The 13591-nt window shown below is 61.5% G+C and carries 14 protein-coding genes and 1 other RNA gene; 7 read left to right on the top strand and 8 right to left on the bottom strand.

The window, feature by feature from the left end; translation table 11 throughout:
• Positions 1-95: 95 nt before the first annotated feature.
• Entirely contained in the window at positions 96-503 is a 408-nt protein-coding gene (locus AC1DIH_RS09630) for a flagellar basal body-associated protein FliL (RefSeq protein ID WP_477771507.1), read from the top strand.
• Positions 504-545: 42 nt separating this feature from the next.
• Here the strand turns inward: AC1DIH_RS09630 and AC1DIH_RS09625 are convergent, their stop codons facing one another.
• From AC1DIH_RS09625 to AC1DIH_RS09610, 4 genes are all read right to left on the bottom strand, one after another.
• Positions 546-1664, bottom strand: a complete 1119-nt coding sequence (locus AC1DIH_RS09625) for an ABC transporter permease (RefSeq protein WP_477771506.1) — start codon at positions 1662-1664, stop codon at positions 546-548.
• Positions 1664-4387, bottom strand: a complete 2724-nt coding sequence (gene rbbA / locus AC1DIH_RS09620; RefSeq protein ID WP_477771505.1) for a ribosome-associated ATPase/putative transporter RbbA — start codon at positions 4385-4387, stop codon at positions 1664-1666. The genes AC1DIH_RS09625 and rbbA overlap by 1 nt, the downstream gene beginning before the upstream one ends.
• Entirely contained in the window at positions 4384-5349 is a 966-nt protein-coding gene (locus AC1DIH_RS09615; RefSeq protein ID WP_477771504.1) for an HlyD family secretion protein, read from the bottom strand. Before AC1DIH_RS09615 ends, rbbA begins: the two co-directional genes overlap by 4 nt.
• A 122-nt stretch (positions 5350-5471) precedes the next feature.
• Positions 5472-5921 (bottom strand): EVE domain-containing protein, encoded by a 450-nt coding sequence (locus AC1DIH_RS09610; protein WP_103317821.1) that lies wholly within the window; start codon positions 5919-5921, stop codon positions 5472-5474.
• A 198-nt stretch (positions 5922-6119) separates the two neighbouring features.
• On the opposite strand from AC1DIH_RS09610, the gene AC1DIH_RS09605 reads away from it, so the two are divergent.
• Positions 6120-6287, top strand: coding sequence for a hypothetical protein (locus AC1DIH_RS09605; protein WP_477771503.1), 168 nt, complete (start codon positions 6120-6122; stop codon positions 6285-6287).
• Positions 6288-6329: 42 nt separating this feature from the next.
• Here the strand turns inward: AC1DIH_RS09605 and AC1DIH_RS09600 are convergent, their stop codons facing one another.
• The 4 genes from AC1DIH_RS09600 to AC1DIH_RS09585 all read right to left on the bottom strand — a co-directional run bounded on the left by AC1DIH_RS09600 (position 6330) and on the right by AC1DIH_RS09585 (position 7756).
• The gene (locus AC1DIH_RS09600) at positions 6330-6935 is read right to left on the bottom strand and encodes a 5-formyltetrahydrofolate cyclo-ligase (RefSeq protein WP_477771589.1); all 606 of its coding nucleotides are present in this window, start codon (positions 6933-6935) and stop codon (positions 6330-6332) included.
• An 88-nt stretch (positions 6936-7023) separates the two neighbouring features.
• Positions 7024-7202, bottom strand: a non-coding RNA gene (ssrS, locus tag AC1DIH_RS09595) — 6S RNA.
• A 30-nt stretch (positions 7203-7232) separates the two neighbouring features.
• The gene (locus AC1DIH_RS09590; protein WP_019694181.1) at positions 7233-7550 is read right to left on the bottom strand and encodes a cell division protein ZapA; all 318 of its coding nucleotides are present in this window, start codon (positions 7548-7550) and stop codon (positions 7233-7235) included.
• Positions 7547-7756, bottom strand: coding sequence for a TIGR02449 family protein (locus AC1DIH_RS09585; protein WP_007982902.1), 210 nt, complete (start codon positions 7754-7756; stop codon positions 7547-7549). Before AC1DIH_RS09585 ends, AC1DIH_RS09590 begins: the two co-directional genes overlap by 4 nt.
• Positions 7757-7884: 128 nt before the next feature.
• On the opposite strand from AC1DIH_RS09585, the gene AC1DIH_RS09580 reads away from it, so the two are divergent.
• The 5 genes from AC1DIH_RS09580 to AC1DIH_RS09560 all read left to right on the top strand — a co-directional run bounded on the left by AC1DIH_RS09580 (position 7885) and on the right by AC1DIH_RS09560 (position 13553).
• On the top strand, positions 7885-8445 hold the full coding sequence (locus tag AC1DIH_RS09580) for a YecA/YgfB family protein (RefSeq protein WP_477771502.1): 561 nt from the start codon (positions 7885-7887) through the stop codon (positions 8443-8445).
• A gap of 27 nt (positions 8446-8472) precedes the next feature.
• Positions 8473-9807 carry a Xaa-Pro aminopeptidase gene (gene pepP / locus AC1DIH_RS09575; protein ID WP_477771501.1) on the top strand — a complete coding sequence of 445 codons (1335 nt, stop codon included), beginning with the start codon at positions 8473-8475 and terminating at the stop codon, positions 9805-9807.
• Positions 9804-10991 carry a 2-octaprenyl-6-methoxyphenyl hydroxylase gene (ubiH, locus tag AC1DIH_RS09570; protein ID WP_477771500.1) on the top strand — a complete coding sequence of 396 codons (1188 nt, stop codon included), beginning with the start codon at positions 9804-9806 and terminating at the stop codon, positions 10989-10991. Before pepP ends, ubiH begins: the two co-directional genes overlap by 4 nt.
• Positions 10992-11097: 106 nt before the next feature.
• A complete protein-coding gene (locus AC1DIH_RS09565) occupies positions 11098-12315 on the top strand; it encodes a 2-octaprenyl-3-methyl-6-methoxy-1,4-benzoquinol hydroxylase (protein ID WP_477771588.1) in 1218 nt (405 codons plus the stop codon).
• A 236-nt stretch (positions 12316-12551) separates the two neighbouring features.
• Entirely contained in the window at positions 12552-13553 is a 1002-nt protein-coding gene (locus AC1DIH_RS09560; protein ID WP_477771499.1) for an extracellular solute-binding protein, read from the top strand.
• Positions 13554-13591: the final 38 nt, after the last annotated feature.

Genomic DNA, 13591 nt, shown 5'->3' with positions numbered 1-13591 from the left:
TCAACGAGCATGCCCGACCCTGATAGGCAGCCATAAGCTTTGTGCTTGGGCTGCGGGTGGTTATGCTAGGCCGCAAACCGGATGAGGAGCGAATTGTGAAAGCGTGGATCATGTTGATGCTGGCCCTGTCTCTGCCTGTGGCAGCGATGGCCGAAGAAGCCAAAGAAGGCGAAGCGCCAAAAGTCAGCTATATCAGCCTGAGCCCACCGTTCGTGGGTAACTACGGGCTGGATGGCACCCCGAAGCTCAAGGTCTACAAGGCCGATGTGGCGTTGCGGGTAACCGGTGAGGAAGCGGTCAAGGCCGTGAAGGCAAACGAACCGTTAATCCGTAATCAGCTGGTGGCGTTGTTTTCTCAGCAGACCACTGAAGCCATGAACAACGTCGAAGCGAAAGAGAAGCTGCGTCAGGAAGCCTTGAAGCAGACCCAGCAAGTGATGAATGACGAGACCGGCAAGCCGATGGTGGACGATCTGTTGTTCAATAACCTGATCATCCAATAAGCAGACGGCGGCGGGGGGGAGGCCCCTCGCCACACGATGTGTTCAGGACGCCAGGCTTTTGCGAAACCGCTTCAGCGCAATCGCAAAGAACAGCAAGCCAATGGCGCTCAGCGCCAGTAAGTCCGGCCAGACCACACTGACCCCGGCGTCGCGGAACAGTATCGCGGCGCTGAGGCTGACGAAGTGCGTCGACGGCGAGCCCTGCATTACCCATTGCAGCCATTGCGGCATGCTGTCCAGCGGCGTGCTGCCGCCGGACAGCAGCAGCATCGGAATAATCACCGGAATGGCCAGCAGGCCGAACTGGGGCGTCGAACGAGCCAGGGTGGCGAGGAATATACCCAGCGCCGTGCTGGCGAACAGATACACGGCGGTCACCAGCAAAAACAACGTCATGGAACCCGCCAGCGGCACTCCCAGCGCGCCTTTGACGATGATTTCCAGCGATGCCCAGGTGCACAGCACCACCACCAGCATGTTGCTCCAGATTTTCGCCAGCATGATTTCCAGTGCTGTCAGCGGCAGCACCAGCAAGTGGTCGAGCGTGCCATGTTCGCGCTCACGCAGCAGTGCCGTGCCAGTCAAGATGATGGCGAGGATGGTGATGTTGTTGACGATCTGAATCACCGCCAGGAACCAGCCGCCTTCCAGATTGGTATTGAACAGCGAACGGGTGGTCAGCAGGGCCGAGGCTTTGCCGGTCGGGTCGCTTTGGCCGCTGTAGTTCAACAGTTCGCGCTGGAAAATCCGTGCGATGTAACCCGCACCCATGAACGCCTGGCTCATGGCCGTGGCATCGACATTGACCTGCACCGCAGGCTGGCGCCCGGCCAACATATCCGCCTGGAAACTGGCTGGCACGTTGATGACAAAGGTGTACTGGCCGCTGTCCATCACCTGATCCAGTTGCCCGTAAGGTAACAACACCGGACGCTGGAATTCCGGGGGTTGCAGGCTCTGGGCCAGTTGTCGCGACAGGTTGCTGTGATCTTCGTCCACGATGGCCACGCTGGCGTTATGCACGCCGATCACCGAGCCTGCGGCCGGCATGTAGATCGCCACCGTAAAGGCGTAGAACAGGAACAGCAGCAAGACGCTGTCATGCTGCAGGCTGCTCATGTCCTTGAGGCCAAGGCGCAGTATGTGCGCGAGCTTGTGCATCAGGCCTCCTGCTTTTTCAGCATGACCAGGCTGAGCCCGGTGAACCCGACAAAGAACCCGAACAGCGCCAGGCATTGCGGCCATAACTGCCGTATATCCAGCGCCTTGGTGAAGGTGCCGACGGTAATATCGAGGAAGTAGCCCGCCGGAAACAGCATGCCCATGACCGCCGCCGCGCCATCGAGGGATGAGCGCGGCACGATCAGCCCGGAAAACTGGATGGTTGGCAGGCTGGTGATGATCATGGTGCCGAGGATGGCGGCGATCTGGGTCCGGGTGAACGCCGAAATCAGCAGGCCCATGCTGGTGGTTGCCAGCACGTACAGCAATCCGCCGAAGGCCAGGGTCAACGCACTGCCCTTGAATGGCACGCCAAAGAGCCAGCGGTTCATGGCCGTCAGGACTGCGAGGTTAATCAGGCTCAACACCAGATACGGCGCTTGTTTACCCAGCAAAAACTCCAGGCGGGTCAGGGGCGTGGCGTAGAAATTGGTGATCGAGCCGAGTTCTTTCTCCCGCACGATCCCCAGTGCGGTGAGCATGGCCGGGATGAACGCGAGGATCAGTGCCATCACCCCGGGCCCGATGGCGTTGACGCTGACCACATCCTGGTTGTAGCGGAAACGGGTTTCCAGTTTGGCGGCTGGCTGTCGATTCAGCGCAGGGCTGCTCTGCTCGGCCAGTTGTTCAATGTTGGCCAGGTGCACGGCCTCCACATAGTTGCGACTGGTCTCGGCGCGAAATGGCATGCCGCCATCGAGCCAGGCCGCCACGGTCGGTTGACGACCGGCGAACAGGTCGCGACCAAAGCCCGGCGGGATCTCCAGCGCCAATTTGATTTCCGAGCGCTGAAGACGGCGATGCAGCTCTGCGGCATCGCGGATCGACGGCTGCTCGCTGAAGTAGCGAGAGCCGCGAAAAGCTTCCAGGTAGGCTCGGCTTTGCGGCGTCTGGTCCTGGTCGTAGACCGCGAAGGCGAGTTTTTCCACGTCCAGGGAAATGCCGTAGCCGAAGATCACCATCATGAAAATCGCCCCCAGCAGGGCGAAGGCCATCCGTACTTTGTCCCGCAGCAATTCCTTGCCTTCGCGACTGGCAACCGCCACCAGTCGCCCGAGGCTGAAGCCGCGATCCTTCAACGGCGTGACAGGCTTGATCGTCACGTCGGCGGGGGCGGCAGGTGTTGGTGGCTCGGCGGGGCCTTGAGCGTGTTCCAGGCAGGTAACAAATGCCGCTTCCAGTGTCTGCCCCCGGAATTGCTGTTGCAGCGCCGCCGGGGTATCGCAGGCGAGTACCTTGCCGGCGTGCATCAGCGAAATGCGGTCGCAACGCTGGGCTTCGTTCATGAAGTGGGTCGAGAGAAAGATCGTTACGCCTTGCTCACGCGACAATTCGATCAGCAGCCGCCAGAAATCGTCCCGTGCTGCCGGGTCCACGCCGGAGGTTGGTTCGTCGAGGATCAGCACTTCCGGGCGATGCAGCACCGCCACCGCCAGCGACAAACGCTGGCGCAGGCCCAACGGCAATGCACCGGATTGCTGTTCGGCGACGCTACCCAGGTTGAAGCGCTGGATCAGCTCGTCGATGCGCCGGGCGCTGTCGGCTTTGGGCAAGTCGAACAGCCGCGCGTGCAAGTCGAGGTTCCGCCGCACGCTGAGCTCGCCATACAGCGAGAAGCTTTGAGACATGAAGCCGACCCGTTTGCGGGTGGCCAGGTCCTTGGCGTCCACCGGCTTGCCCAGCAGCGAGGCGTGGCCTTCGCTGGCCGGTATCAGCCCGGTGAGGACTTTCATGGTGGTGGTTTTGCCGCAGCCGTTGGAGCCCAGGAAGCCGAAAATCTCCCCGCGTCCGATGGCAAAGCTGACCTTGTCCACCGCGGTGAAATCACCGAAGCGCAGGGTCAGGTCGTGGGCTTCGATGGCAATGTCGGTGCTGGCGCGGGTTCTGGGTGCGATGACCAGTGATTGCTTGTCGTGGTCGCGGTTGCCTTGAAAATGGGTGAACGCTTCATCGAGTTTGGCGCTGGCGGTGACAGCGACCAGTTCGTGCGTCATGCCGGTGGCGATCAGCTTGCCGCCGTCGAGCATCAGGCAGTGTTCGAATTGCTCGGCTTCTTCCATGTAGGCGGTGGCGACCAGCAATGTCAACTGCGGACGTTGCTGGCGCACGTCGTCGATCAGCTCCCAGAAGCGCCGTCGTGACAAGGGATCGACGCCGGTGGTGGGTTCGTCGAGGATCAGCAAATCCGGCTCGTGGATCAGCGCACAACAGAGTCCGAGCTTTTGCTTCATGCCTCCCGACAGCTTGCCTGCGGGACGATCAGCAAAACCCAGCAGATCGGTGGCCAGCAGCAGGCCATGCATGCGCTGCTCGAAATCAGCTTTCGAGAGCCCGAACAGGGTGGCAAAAAAGTGGATGTTCTCGCGGATCGACAGTTCGGGGTACAGGTTGCCGCCCAGGCCCTGGGGCATGAACGCAATGCGAGCGTAGAGGCTGTTGCGATGAAGGCGATCCTGGATTGAGCCGCCGAGCACCTCCAGTTGGCCTTGTTGCAGGGTTTTCACGCCGGCGATCAGCCCCAGCAGGCTCGATTTGCCGGCGCCATCCGGGCCGATCAGCCCGCAGCGAGTGCCGGCCGGCAGGCTGAACGCGATGTCGGTCAGTGCCTGCTGCTTGCCATAATGGTGCTGGAGGCCGGAGATGTGCAGCGCCGGAGCGGTCATTGCAGATTGGCCGGCCAGCCAATAGGGGCGGTGCGCACATAGCCGGCACCGGGCATGCCCGGTTTGGCCTGGGGCATGGCGCTCGGGTCAGTCAGTCGCAGCTTGACGCGAAACACCAGCTTTTGCCGCTCGTCGCGCGTTTCGACCTCTTTGGGTGTGAACTGCGATTTTGCCGCCACGAAACTGATTCTTGCCGGCAGCGGATGGCCGGGCAGGGCGTCGAGCAGGATCCGGGCTTCATCGCCGACGGTCAGGCGCCCGGTGACGGACGCTGAGAGGTACAGATTCATGTACTGATCGTTCGGATCGATCAGCATTAATACGCGTCCGCCCGCACCGAGCACCTCGCCGGGCTCGGCCATGCGCAGCTGGATGACGCCGTCGATCGGCGCCCGCAAACTGCTGTCGTCGATTTCGCTGGTCAACTGGGCGACCTGCGCCTGAGCCGCGCCAATGGCGGCCCCGACGGCCGAAACCTGGGCGCGGGCCGCAGCGACGGCGGCATTGGCGGTGTCGAAGCGCGCCTGTTGTTGATCGATGATCTGGCCGCTCGCATAACCGCGCCTGAACAGTTCCTGGGAGCGTTTGAGTTCCTGTTGGGCGAGCAATAGTTCGCTCTGGCGCAGTTGCACATTGGCCTGGGCGGCAGAAAGGTTTTCCCGGGCGCGCAGTACTTCGGCCTCGGCCTGGTTGCGCTGGGCTTCAAGGGTGCGGGTGTCCATGCGCGCCAGCAATTGCCCCTTGATCACCTTGTCGCCTTCATTGACGCGCACTTCGGCCAGTCGCCCGGGTGTTTTGCTGGCGATCTGCACTTCGGTGGCTTCGAGGCGTCCGTTGCCGACGTACAGGCCCTCAGGCAGGCGGTCATGCATCGATTTCCAGTAACCGAAACCCCCGGCAGCCAGCAGCAGAGCGATCAGGGAGCTGGCGAAAAAAATCGAAGAGCGGCTGTGTGTTGGCATTCGAGCATCCTGCGACAGTAGCGTCCTAGTCTGAACGGGTAATCGCCGAGGCGACTTGATGTCCGTCAACTGAGGGTCAAGCCTAACCCGATTGACCGGGTGACCGGTCGGTTCTGCATTATTTAGTGCAAGCCGAGCACCGCCGCCCACTGCTCGGCCGTCACTGGCATCACCGACAGTCGCGAGCCTTTCTGCACCAGCGGCATCTCTGCCAGTGCCGTCTGCTGTTTCAGGTAATCGAGCTTCAACACCTTGGAGAACGTCTCGACATGGGCGACGTTGATCGCGCTCCAGGCATTTTTCTCAGGCGTGGCCTTCGGGTCGAAGTAAACACTCTCGGGTTCCAGCGCCGTCGGGTCCGGGTACGCCGCTTCGATGATTCGCCCGATCCCGGCGATGCCCGGTTCGGGGCAGCTGGAGTGGTAAAAGAAGAACTCGTCGCCGACCGCCATGGCTCGCAGGAAATTACGTGCCTGATAGTTGCGAACGCCGTCCCAGCGGGCTTCGCCGAGCCTCTCCAGGTCATTGATCGAGAGCTCGTCAGGCTCGGATTTCATAAGCCAATAGGCCATCTTTTTTGCTCCGAAAGCGGTGGTCGGGAACGTTGTCCGGCGATTTTATGACAAACCGACGGTCGGTTGACGCCAGCGTTTGCGTGTCGCTTCACGTTACCGCAAAATGCCGGACTTTTAAGCGAGACGCGGCAAGCACGGCCTATTTCGGATACCGTTGCTGTCATCGTGTGCGACATGCCTTGAGGGGGGCAATCGATGAAACGCAAACCGGATTTACTGTGGATTTTAGTGATTGTGTTCGGCCTGGGCGTCGTAACCACGGGTTATGCGCAAAGCCTGTGGGCGAACAAGGCTGATGCACAGATTGAAGTCGCGCAACAACAGCAACAACAGCAACAACCGCTAAAGCCGCACAAGCGCTAAAACCGCTGCAAGCGACGCCGCTGATGGCAGTGGCGTCCAGATCTAGTCCGCGAAATACCACTTCCTGTCAGTTACCGTTCCCTGCATCGGCACATCCCAGCTCGCTTGATCCAGTTTTTCGACTTTCTGACATTCATGGGCCAGCCCCAGCAGCGTCGGCTTGCGCCAGGTCTTGCGACGTGCCAGATAGGCCAGGCTGCGATCGTAGAAACCACCCCCCATCCCCAGGCGTCCGCCCTGTTCGTCAAAGCCGACCAACGGCAACAACACCAGGTCCAGTGCCCAGACCTTGCGTTGCTGTGCCTGGTTGACCCGTGGTTCGAGAATGCGAAAGCGGTTGGGCCGCAGCTTTTCACCGGGGCGAATGCGCTGAAAGACCATCTTGGTTCGCGGCCAGGCGCTGAGTACGGGCAGGTAAGTCGCCTTGCCCCGACGTTGAGCGGCGCGCAACAGCAGGCGCGGATCGATTTCGCCGTCGGTAGGCAGGTACAGGGAGATGTGTTTTGCGCGGCGAAACAGCGGATGTTGCGCCAATTGCTGATACAGCCCGCGAGCGGCCTGGCGTTGCTCACTGTTGCTCAGTGCGCGCCGGGCCTGGCGGAGCATGCGTCGAAGTTGCGGGCGGGACAGCGGCGCAGGTTCGGTCATCGTCATGGGCTGTTCGAGTGTCGAGGGCACCAGGGCGGTGACATCGTAAAAAGCCGATGCCGGCAGAAACCGGCATCGGCTTGAATATAGGCTCCCCGGATGAACCGCTGTCGACTTAGCCCTTGAACCCGAAAGTTCAAGGTGGAAGATGCAGTAGGCTTTAAGGCTTTCCGTCTAGCGGACATGCACACCAGCCCAACGTGCAACTTCCAGGGTAGTGCGAATCGGCTCAGGGACATCGTCAACTGGCAAGCACCCCAGGGAGTGGCGCGAGTATACCGCAACCACCTTCGGGAATCAGCCCTTGCTGACATCCGGATCGGTGGCGAGCACCAGATCCACCCGATCAAGCAGATCACGCACCTGCTCGCGGGTCGAGCCACTGGCCTGTACGTCAGGACGTTCGCGCGTATGCAACAGATCGTGGGTGATGTTCAGCGCGGCCATCACGGCGATGCGATCGGCGCCGATCACTTTGCCGCTGCTGCGGATTTCGCGCATCTTGCCGTCCAGGTAACGGGCGGCGCTCACCAGATTGCTGCGCTCTTCCTGGGGGCAAATGATCGAGTACTCTTTATCGAGGATCTGCACGGTAACGCTATTGCTTGAACTCATGAGTCTTGCTCCAGGGCCTTGAGGCGCGAAATCATCGATTCGACCTTACGCCGGGCGATTTCGTTTTTTTCAATGAGGTGCGCGCGTTCCTCGCGCCAGGTCTTTTCCTGAGCTAATAAGAGTCCGTTCTGGCTCTTAAGTTGCTCGACTCGGGTAATTAGCAGCTCGAGTCTGGCCATCAGCGCTTGCAAGTCGGTGTCTTCCATACGTGTTCCACGGGATTTGTCTGATGGGCGGTAACTGGCGGACAGCCTTTAATAGTCTTGGCGAGTCTGTCGATGTAGGATACAAGGCCTTCATTCTAGACATAGCGCCGCTTGGCGCCTAGCTGCCCATGCCCATTCAGAATTCTCCGTATCAAGCCTTCGCCACCCTGCTGAGCACCAGCGGCCATCCTGTCTCGCCTGCCGAACTGCACGGCCTGCTGCTCGGACGCAGCTGCGCTGGCGCGGGCTTTGAAGCCGATGGCTGGCTGGTCGATGCCTCCGAGCTGCTCGAAGGCGAACCACAAGACAACGTCCGCAACGCCCTGATCGGCCTGCAAGAGATGGTCAAGGGCGAGCTGACCAGCGACGACATGACCGTCGTTCTGCTGCTGCCGACCGATGACGCACCGCTCACCGAGCGTGCGGCTGCACTGGGCCAATGGTGCCAGGGCTTCCTCAGCGGTTTCGGCCTGAACTGCCGCGACAGCAGCATGCTGAGCACTGAAGCCACCGAAGTCCTGCAGGATCTCGCGGCTATCGCTCAGGTGCAAGATGCGCTGGAAGAATCCGACGACGGCGAAAGTGACTATATGGAAGTCATGGAGTACCTGCGGGTCGCGCCATTGCTACTGTTCACTGAAACCAAGAAACCGGCGCAAGCCGCTGCTGCCAAACCTTCTCTGCACTGATCGTTTGCAAGGGACTTCCATCTGCCCATGATTCATATCCCTAAATCGGAATACACCCGCCGCCGCAAGGCGTTGATGGCGCAGATGGAACCCAACAGCATCGCAATCCTGCCGGCCGCCGCCGTGGCGATCCGCAATCGCGACGTCGAGCACGTTTACCGACAGGAGAGCAATTTCCAGTACCTCAGCGGGTTCCCCGAGCCTCAGGCCGTCATCGTGCTGATACCCGGTCGTGAGCATGGCGAATACATCCTGTTCTGCCGTGAACGCAACGCCGAACGCGAACTGTGGGACGGCCTGCGTGCCGGGCAGGAAGGTGCGATTCGGGATTTCGGCGCCGACGATGCCTTTCCGATCACCGACATCGACGACATCCTCCCGGGCCTGATCGAAGGCCGTGACCGGGTGTATTCAGCCATGGGCAGCAACCCGGAGTTCGACCGTCACCTGATGGACTGGATCAACGTGATCCGCTCCAAGGCGAACCTGGGTGCCCAGCCGCCGAACGAATTCGTTGCGCTGGATCATCTGCTGCACGACATGCGCCTGTATAAATCGGCGGCAGAAGTGAAGGTGATGCGCGAAGCCGCACGGATCTCGGCGCAGGCGCACATTCGTGCCATGCAGGCCAGCCGTGTCGGCTTGCATGAGTTCAGCCTGGAAGCCGAGCTCGATTACGAGTTTCGCAAAGGCGGGGCGAAAATGCCGGCATATGGTTCGATCGTCGCCGCCGGGCGCAACAGCTGCATCCTGCATTACCAGCAGAATGACGCGCTGCTCAAGGACGGCGATCTGGTGCTGATCGATGCCGGTTGCGAGATCGACTGTTACGCCAGCGACATCACCCGCACCTGGCCGGTCAACGGCACGTATTCGCCGGAACAGAAGGCGATCTACGAGTTGGTGCTGGAAGCGCAAGCCGCCGCGTTTGCCCAGATCGCCCCCAACAAGCACTGGAACCAGGCGCACGAGGCGACGGTTCAAGTGATTACCGCCGGCCTGGTGAAGCTCGGTTTGTTGCAGGGCGATGTCGATGAGTTGATCGCCAGCGAAGCCTATAAGGCGTTTTACATGCACCGGGCCGGCCATTGGCTGGGCATGGATGTGCATGATGTCGGCGAGTACAAGGTCGGCGGTGAATGGCGGGTGCTGGAAGTCGGCATGGCGCTGACCGTCGAGCCGGGTATCTATATTGCCCCGGGCAATCTGAACGTGGCGAAGAAATGGCGCGGCATTGGCGTGCGAATCGAGGATGACGTGGTGGTAACCAAACAGGGCTGTGAAATTCTGACCAGCGGCGTGCCGAGAGCGGTCGCCGAGATCGAGGCCTTGATGGCCGCTGCACGGACCCAGGCGGCATGAACCGGGTCAACCTGGCAATCATCGGTGGCGGTCTGGTGGGCGCCAGCCTGGCGTTGGCCTTGCAGGCCGGTGCCCGCGCCCGCGGCTGGAAGATCGTGCTGATCGAACCGTTCGCCCCCGGCGACGGCTACCAGCCAAGCTACGACGCGCGCTCTTCGGCGCTGTCCTTCGGCGCTCGGCAGATTTATCAGCGGTTGGGCGTGTGGCAGGAAATCTCCCGCCGCGCCGAGCCGATCAAACAGATCCATGTGTCCGACCGCGGACGCTTCTCCACCGCGCGCCTGTCGGCCATGGAAGAGGGTGTTCCGGCCCTGGGCTACGTGGTGGAAAACGCCTGGCTGGGCCAATGCCTCTGGCAGGGCCTGGACAAGGACGTGATCAGCTGGCGCTGCCCGGCCGAGGTCACACGCATGGAACCGCTGGAAGACGGCTACCGCCTGACCCTCAACGATGAGACCCTGCTGGAGTGCGAGCTTGCGGTGCTGGCCGATGGCGGCCGTTCGGGCTTGCGTGAGCAACTGGGGATCGGCGTCAAAAAGCGTCCGTACAACCAAAGTGCGTTGATCGCCAACATTACCCCCAGCGAAGCCCACAACGGCATGGCGTTCGAGCGCTTCACCGATGACGGCCCGATGGCCTTGCTACCACTGCCGGAAAACCGCTGCGCGCTGGTCTGGACTCGCCTGGGCATGGACGCGCAGCGTCTGGCGGCACTCGATGAACGCAGTTTCCTCAGCGAGTTGCAGGGCGTGTTCGGCTATCGCCTTGGTACGCTCAAGCAGGTCGGTGCGCGGAATCTATACCCATTGTCACTGATCGAGGCTGAAGAGCAGGTGCGTCCGCATCTGGCCGTGCTGGGCAACGCTGCCCACAGCCTGCACCCGATTGCCGGTCAGGGCTTCAACCTGTCGCTGCGCGACGCCCAGGCCTTGGCCGAAGCGCTGCTCGCCAGCCCGAGTGCACCGGGCGACTTCGCCACCTTGCAGGCTTACCGCGAACGCCAGCGTTTGGACCAGAACCTCACCGTGGGCTTCTCCGATCAGGTCACCCGGTTGTTCGGCAGTACCCAGCCGCTGGTTTCGCTGGGGCGCAACATCGGCCTGTTGGGCCTCGACCTGTTGCCGCCGGCCAAACGCTGGTTCGCCCGGCAAGCCATGGGGTTGGGAACACGCTCCGATGGTTGAGTGGTTACCCCGGTGTTTCGATATCCAGGACGGCGCGGGCAGCGTGGTCGATAAAACCCTTTACGTGCGGCTCACGCCGCAAGCGAGACAGGCTTAAAGCATGGAAATGCGCGCAGATCTGCTGATTGTCGGGGCCGGAATGGTCGGGAGCGCGTTGGCGCTGGCGTTACAGAACAGCGGGCTGGAAGTCCTGTTGCTCGACGGCAGCCCCATGAGCGTCAAACCCTTCAATGCGCAGTCGGCATTCGAGCCTCGAGTGAGCGCCTTGTCGGCTGCCAGTCAGCGGATCCTTGAACGTCTGGGCGTGTGGGACGGTGTCGTCAGCCGGCGTAGCAGCCCTTATACCGATATGCACGTCTGGGACGGCAGCGGCACCGGGCAGATTCATTTCTCGGCCACCAGCGTCCACGCCGAGGCACTGGGGCATATCGTCGAAAACCGCGTGGTGCAGGATGCACTGCTCGATCGCCTGCATGATTGCGACCTCGGCCTGCTGGCCAATGCGCGCCTGGAGCAGATGCGCCGTTCCGGCGATGACTGGCTGCTGACCCYGGCCGATGGCCGCACGCTGCGTGCACCGCTGGTGATCGCGGCGGACGGTGCCAACTCGGCGGTGCGTCGTCTGGCGGGTGTCGCGACCCGCGAGTGGGATTACCTGCATCACGCCATCGTCACCAGCGTTCGCAGCTCGTTGCCGCATCAAATGACCGCCTGGCAGCGTTTCACCGACTACGGCCCGCTGGCCTTCCTGCCCTTGGAGCGTGATGGTCAGCAAGACTGGTGCTCGATTGTCTGGTCGACCACCCCGAGCGAAGCCGAACGCCTGATGGCGCTGGATGACGAAGGTTTCTGTCGTGAGCTGGAACGCGCCTTCGAAGGGCGTTTGGGCAATGTGCTGAGCGCCGACCCGCGACTTTGCGTACCGTTGCGCCAGCGCCACGCCAAGCGTTATGTGGCTGAGGGGCTGGCGCTGATCGGCGATGCGGCTCATACCATTCACCCGCTGGCCGGGCAGGGCGTCAACCTCGGTTTCCTTGATGCGGCTGTGCTGGCGGAGGTGCTGTTGCAGGCAGTCAGCCGTGGCGAGCGCCTGGCGGACGTGAAAGTCCTCAGCCGCTACGAGCGTCGACGCATGCCGCACAACCTGGCGTTGATGGCGGCGATGGAAGGTTTTGAGCGTTTGTTCCAGGCCGACCCTTTGCCGTTGCGCTGGTTGCGTAATACCGGGTTGAAAATGGTCGACCAGATGCCCGAAGCCAAGGCGCTGTTCGTGCGCGAAGCGCTTGGATTGATCGGGGATCTGCCGGCATTGGCCAAGGCCTGACATTCTTGCATCGGCACTGATCCCCTCATCGTCGGAACGCCGCCCGGAGCAAGCTCGCTCCCACATTGGAATGCAATCCCCTGTGGGAGCGAGCCTGCTCGCGATGGCGGCGGCACATTCACCATCAATCTCCGACGGTGCAACATCTGGTAACTCCTCCAGGCCTTGATCGGTTGAGAAGCTAAATGTGAGTCCTTATCATTTCGACTCATTTTTGATTTCGAGAGACCGCTCCCATGTTGGCACCGAAACGTCTACTGACAGCCCTCGCCCTGACCCTGATCGGCACCACTGCCCAGGCCGCTGACGAGGTGGTGGTCTACTCCTCGCGTATCGACGAGCTGATCAAACCGGTCTTCGATGCCTACACCCAAAAAACCGGCGTAAAGGTGAAATTCATCACCGACAAGGAAGCGCCGCTGATGCAGCGCATCAAGGCCGAAGGCCAGAACGCCACCGCCGACCTGCTGCTGACCGTCGATGCCGGCAACCTCTGGCAGGCCGAGCAAATGGGCATCCTGCAGCCGTTCACCTCCAAGGTGATCGATACCAATATCCCGCTGCAATACCGCGCCGCGTCTCACGCCTGGACCGGCCTGAGCCTGCGGGCGCGGACCATCGCCTATTCCACCGACCGGGTAAAACCCTCGGACCTGAGCACTTACGAAGCGTTGGCCGACAAGCAGTGGGAAGGCCGGCTGTGCCTGCGTACCGCGAAGAAGGTCTATAACCAGTCGTTGACCGCGACCCTGATTGAAACCCACGGCGCGGAAAAAACCGAAGAGATCCTCAAGGGTTGGGTGCGCAACCTGTCCACTGACGTGTTCTCTGACGACATCGCCGTACTGCAGGCGATCAGCGCCGGGCAATGCGACGTCGGTATCGTCAACACTTACTACTACGGCCGTCTGCACCAGCAGAAGCCGGATCTGCCGGTCAAGCTGTTCTGGCCGAACCAGGCCGACCGTGGCGTACACGTGAACCTGTCGGGCATTGGCCTGACCAAGCACGCTCCGCACCCGGAAGCCGCCAAGGCCCTGGTGGAATGGATGACCACACCTGAAGCGCAAAAGATCTTCGCCGACGCTAACCAGGAATTCCCGGCCAACCCGGCGGTGAAACCGTCCGCGGAAGTCGAGGCCTGGGGCACGTTTAAACCGGACACCCTGCCGGTTGAAGTGGCTGGCCTGCGTCAGGCTGAAGCCATTCGCCTGATGGACCGCGCCGGCTGGAACTGATTCGCCACAAAATGGAGCCGGCTGTATTACTGCGTCGG

The sequence above is a fragment of the Pseudomonas sp. 05N36 genome (genome assembly GCF_056397385.1).
Note: the sequence above shows the minus strand (reverse complement) of the source record. Positions and strands in the feature narration are given on the sequence as shown.

What these genes read in the sequence shown, in the direction of transcription:
- AC1DIH_RS09625 (WP_477771506.1), bottom strand. Translation starts at nt 1,664, where the DNA reads ATGCACAAGCTCGCGCACATACTGCGCCTTGGCCTCAAGGACATGAGC.
- rbbA (WP_477771505.1), bottom strand. Translation starts at nt 4,387, where the DNA reads ATGACCGCTCCGGCGCTGCACATCTCCGGCCTCCAGCACCATTATGGC.
- AC1DIH_RS09615 (WP_477771504.1), bottom strand. Translation starts at nt 5,349, where the DNA reads ATGCCAACACACAGCCGCTCTTCGATTTTTTTCGCCAGCTCCCTGATC.
- AC1DIH_RS09610 (WP_103317821.1), bottom strand. Translation starts at nt 5,921, where the DNA reads ATGGCCTATTGGCTTATGAAATCCGAGCCTGACGAGCTCTCGATCAAT.
- AC1DIH_RS09605 (WP_477771503.1), top strand. Translation starts at nt 6,120, where the DNA reads ATGAAACGCAAACCGGATTTACTGTGGATTTTAGTGATTGTGTTCGGC.
- AC1DIH_RS09600 (WP_477771589.1), bottom strand. Translation starts at nt 6,935, where the DNA reads ATGACCGAACCTGCGCCGCTGTCCCGCCCGCAACTTCGACGCATGCTC.
- AC1DIH_RS09590 (WP_019694181.1), bottom strand. Translation starts at nt 7,550, where the DNA reads ATGAGTTCAAGCAATAGCGTTACCGTGCAGATCCTCGATAAAGAGTAC.
- AC1DIH_RS09585 (WP_007982902.1), bottom strand. Translation starts at nt 7,756, where the DNA reads ATGGAAGACACCGACTTGCAAGCGCTGATGGCCAGACTCGAGCTGCTA.
- AC1DIH_RS09580 (WP_477771502.1), top strand. Translation starts at nt 7,885, where the DNA reads ATGCCCATTCAGAATTCTCCGTATCAAGCCTTCGCCACCCTGCTGAGC.
- pepP (WP_477771501.1), top strand. Translation starts at nt 8,473, where the DNA reads ATGATTCATATCCCTAAATCGGAATACACCCGCCGCCGCAAGGCGTTG.
- ubiH (WP_477771500.1), top strand. Translation starts at nt 9,804, where the DNA reads ATGAACCGGGTCAACCTGGCAATCATCGGTGGCGGTCTGGTGGGCGCC.
- AC1DIH_RS09560 (WP_477771499.1), top strand. Translation starts at nt 12,552, where the DNA reads ATGTTGGCACCGAAACGTCTACTGACAGCCCTCGCCCTGACCCTGATC.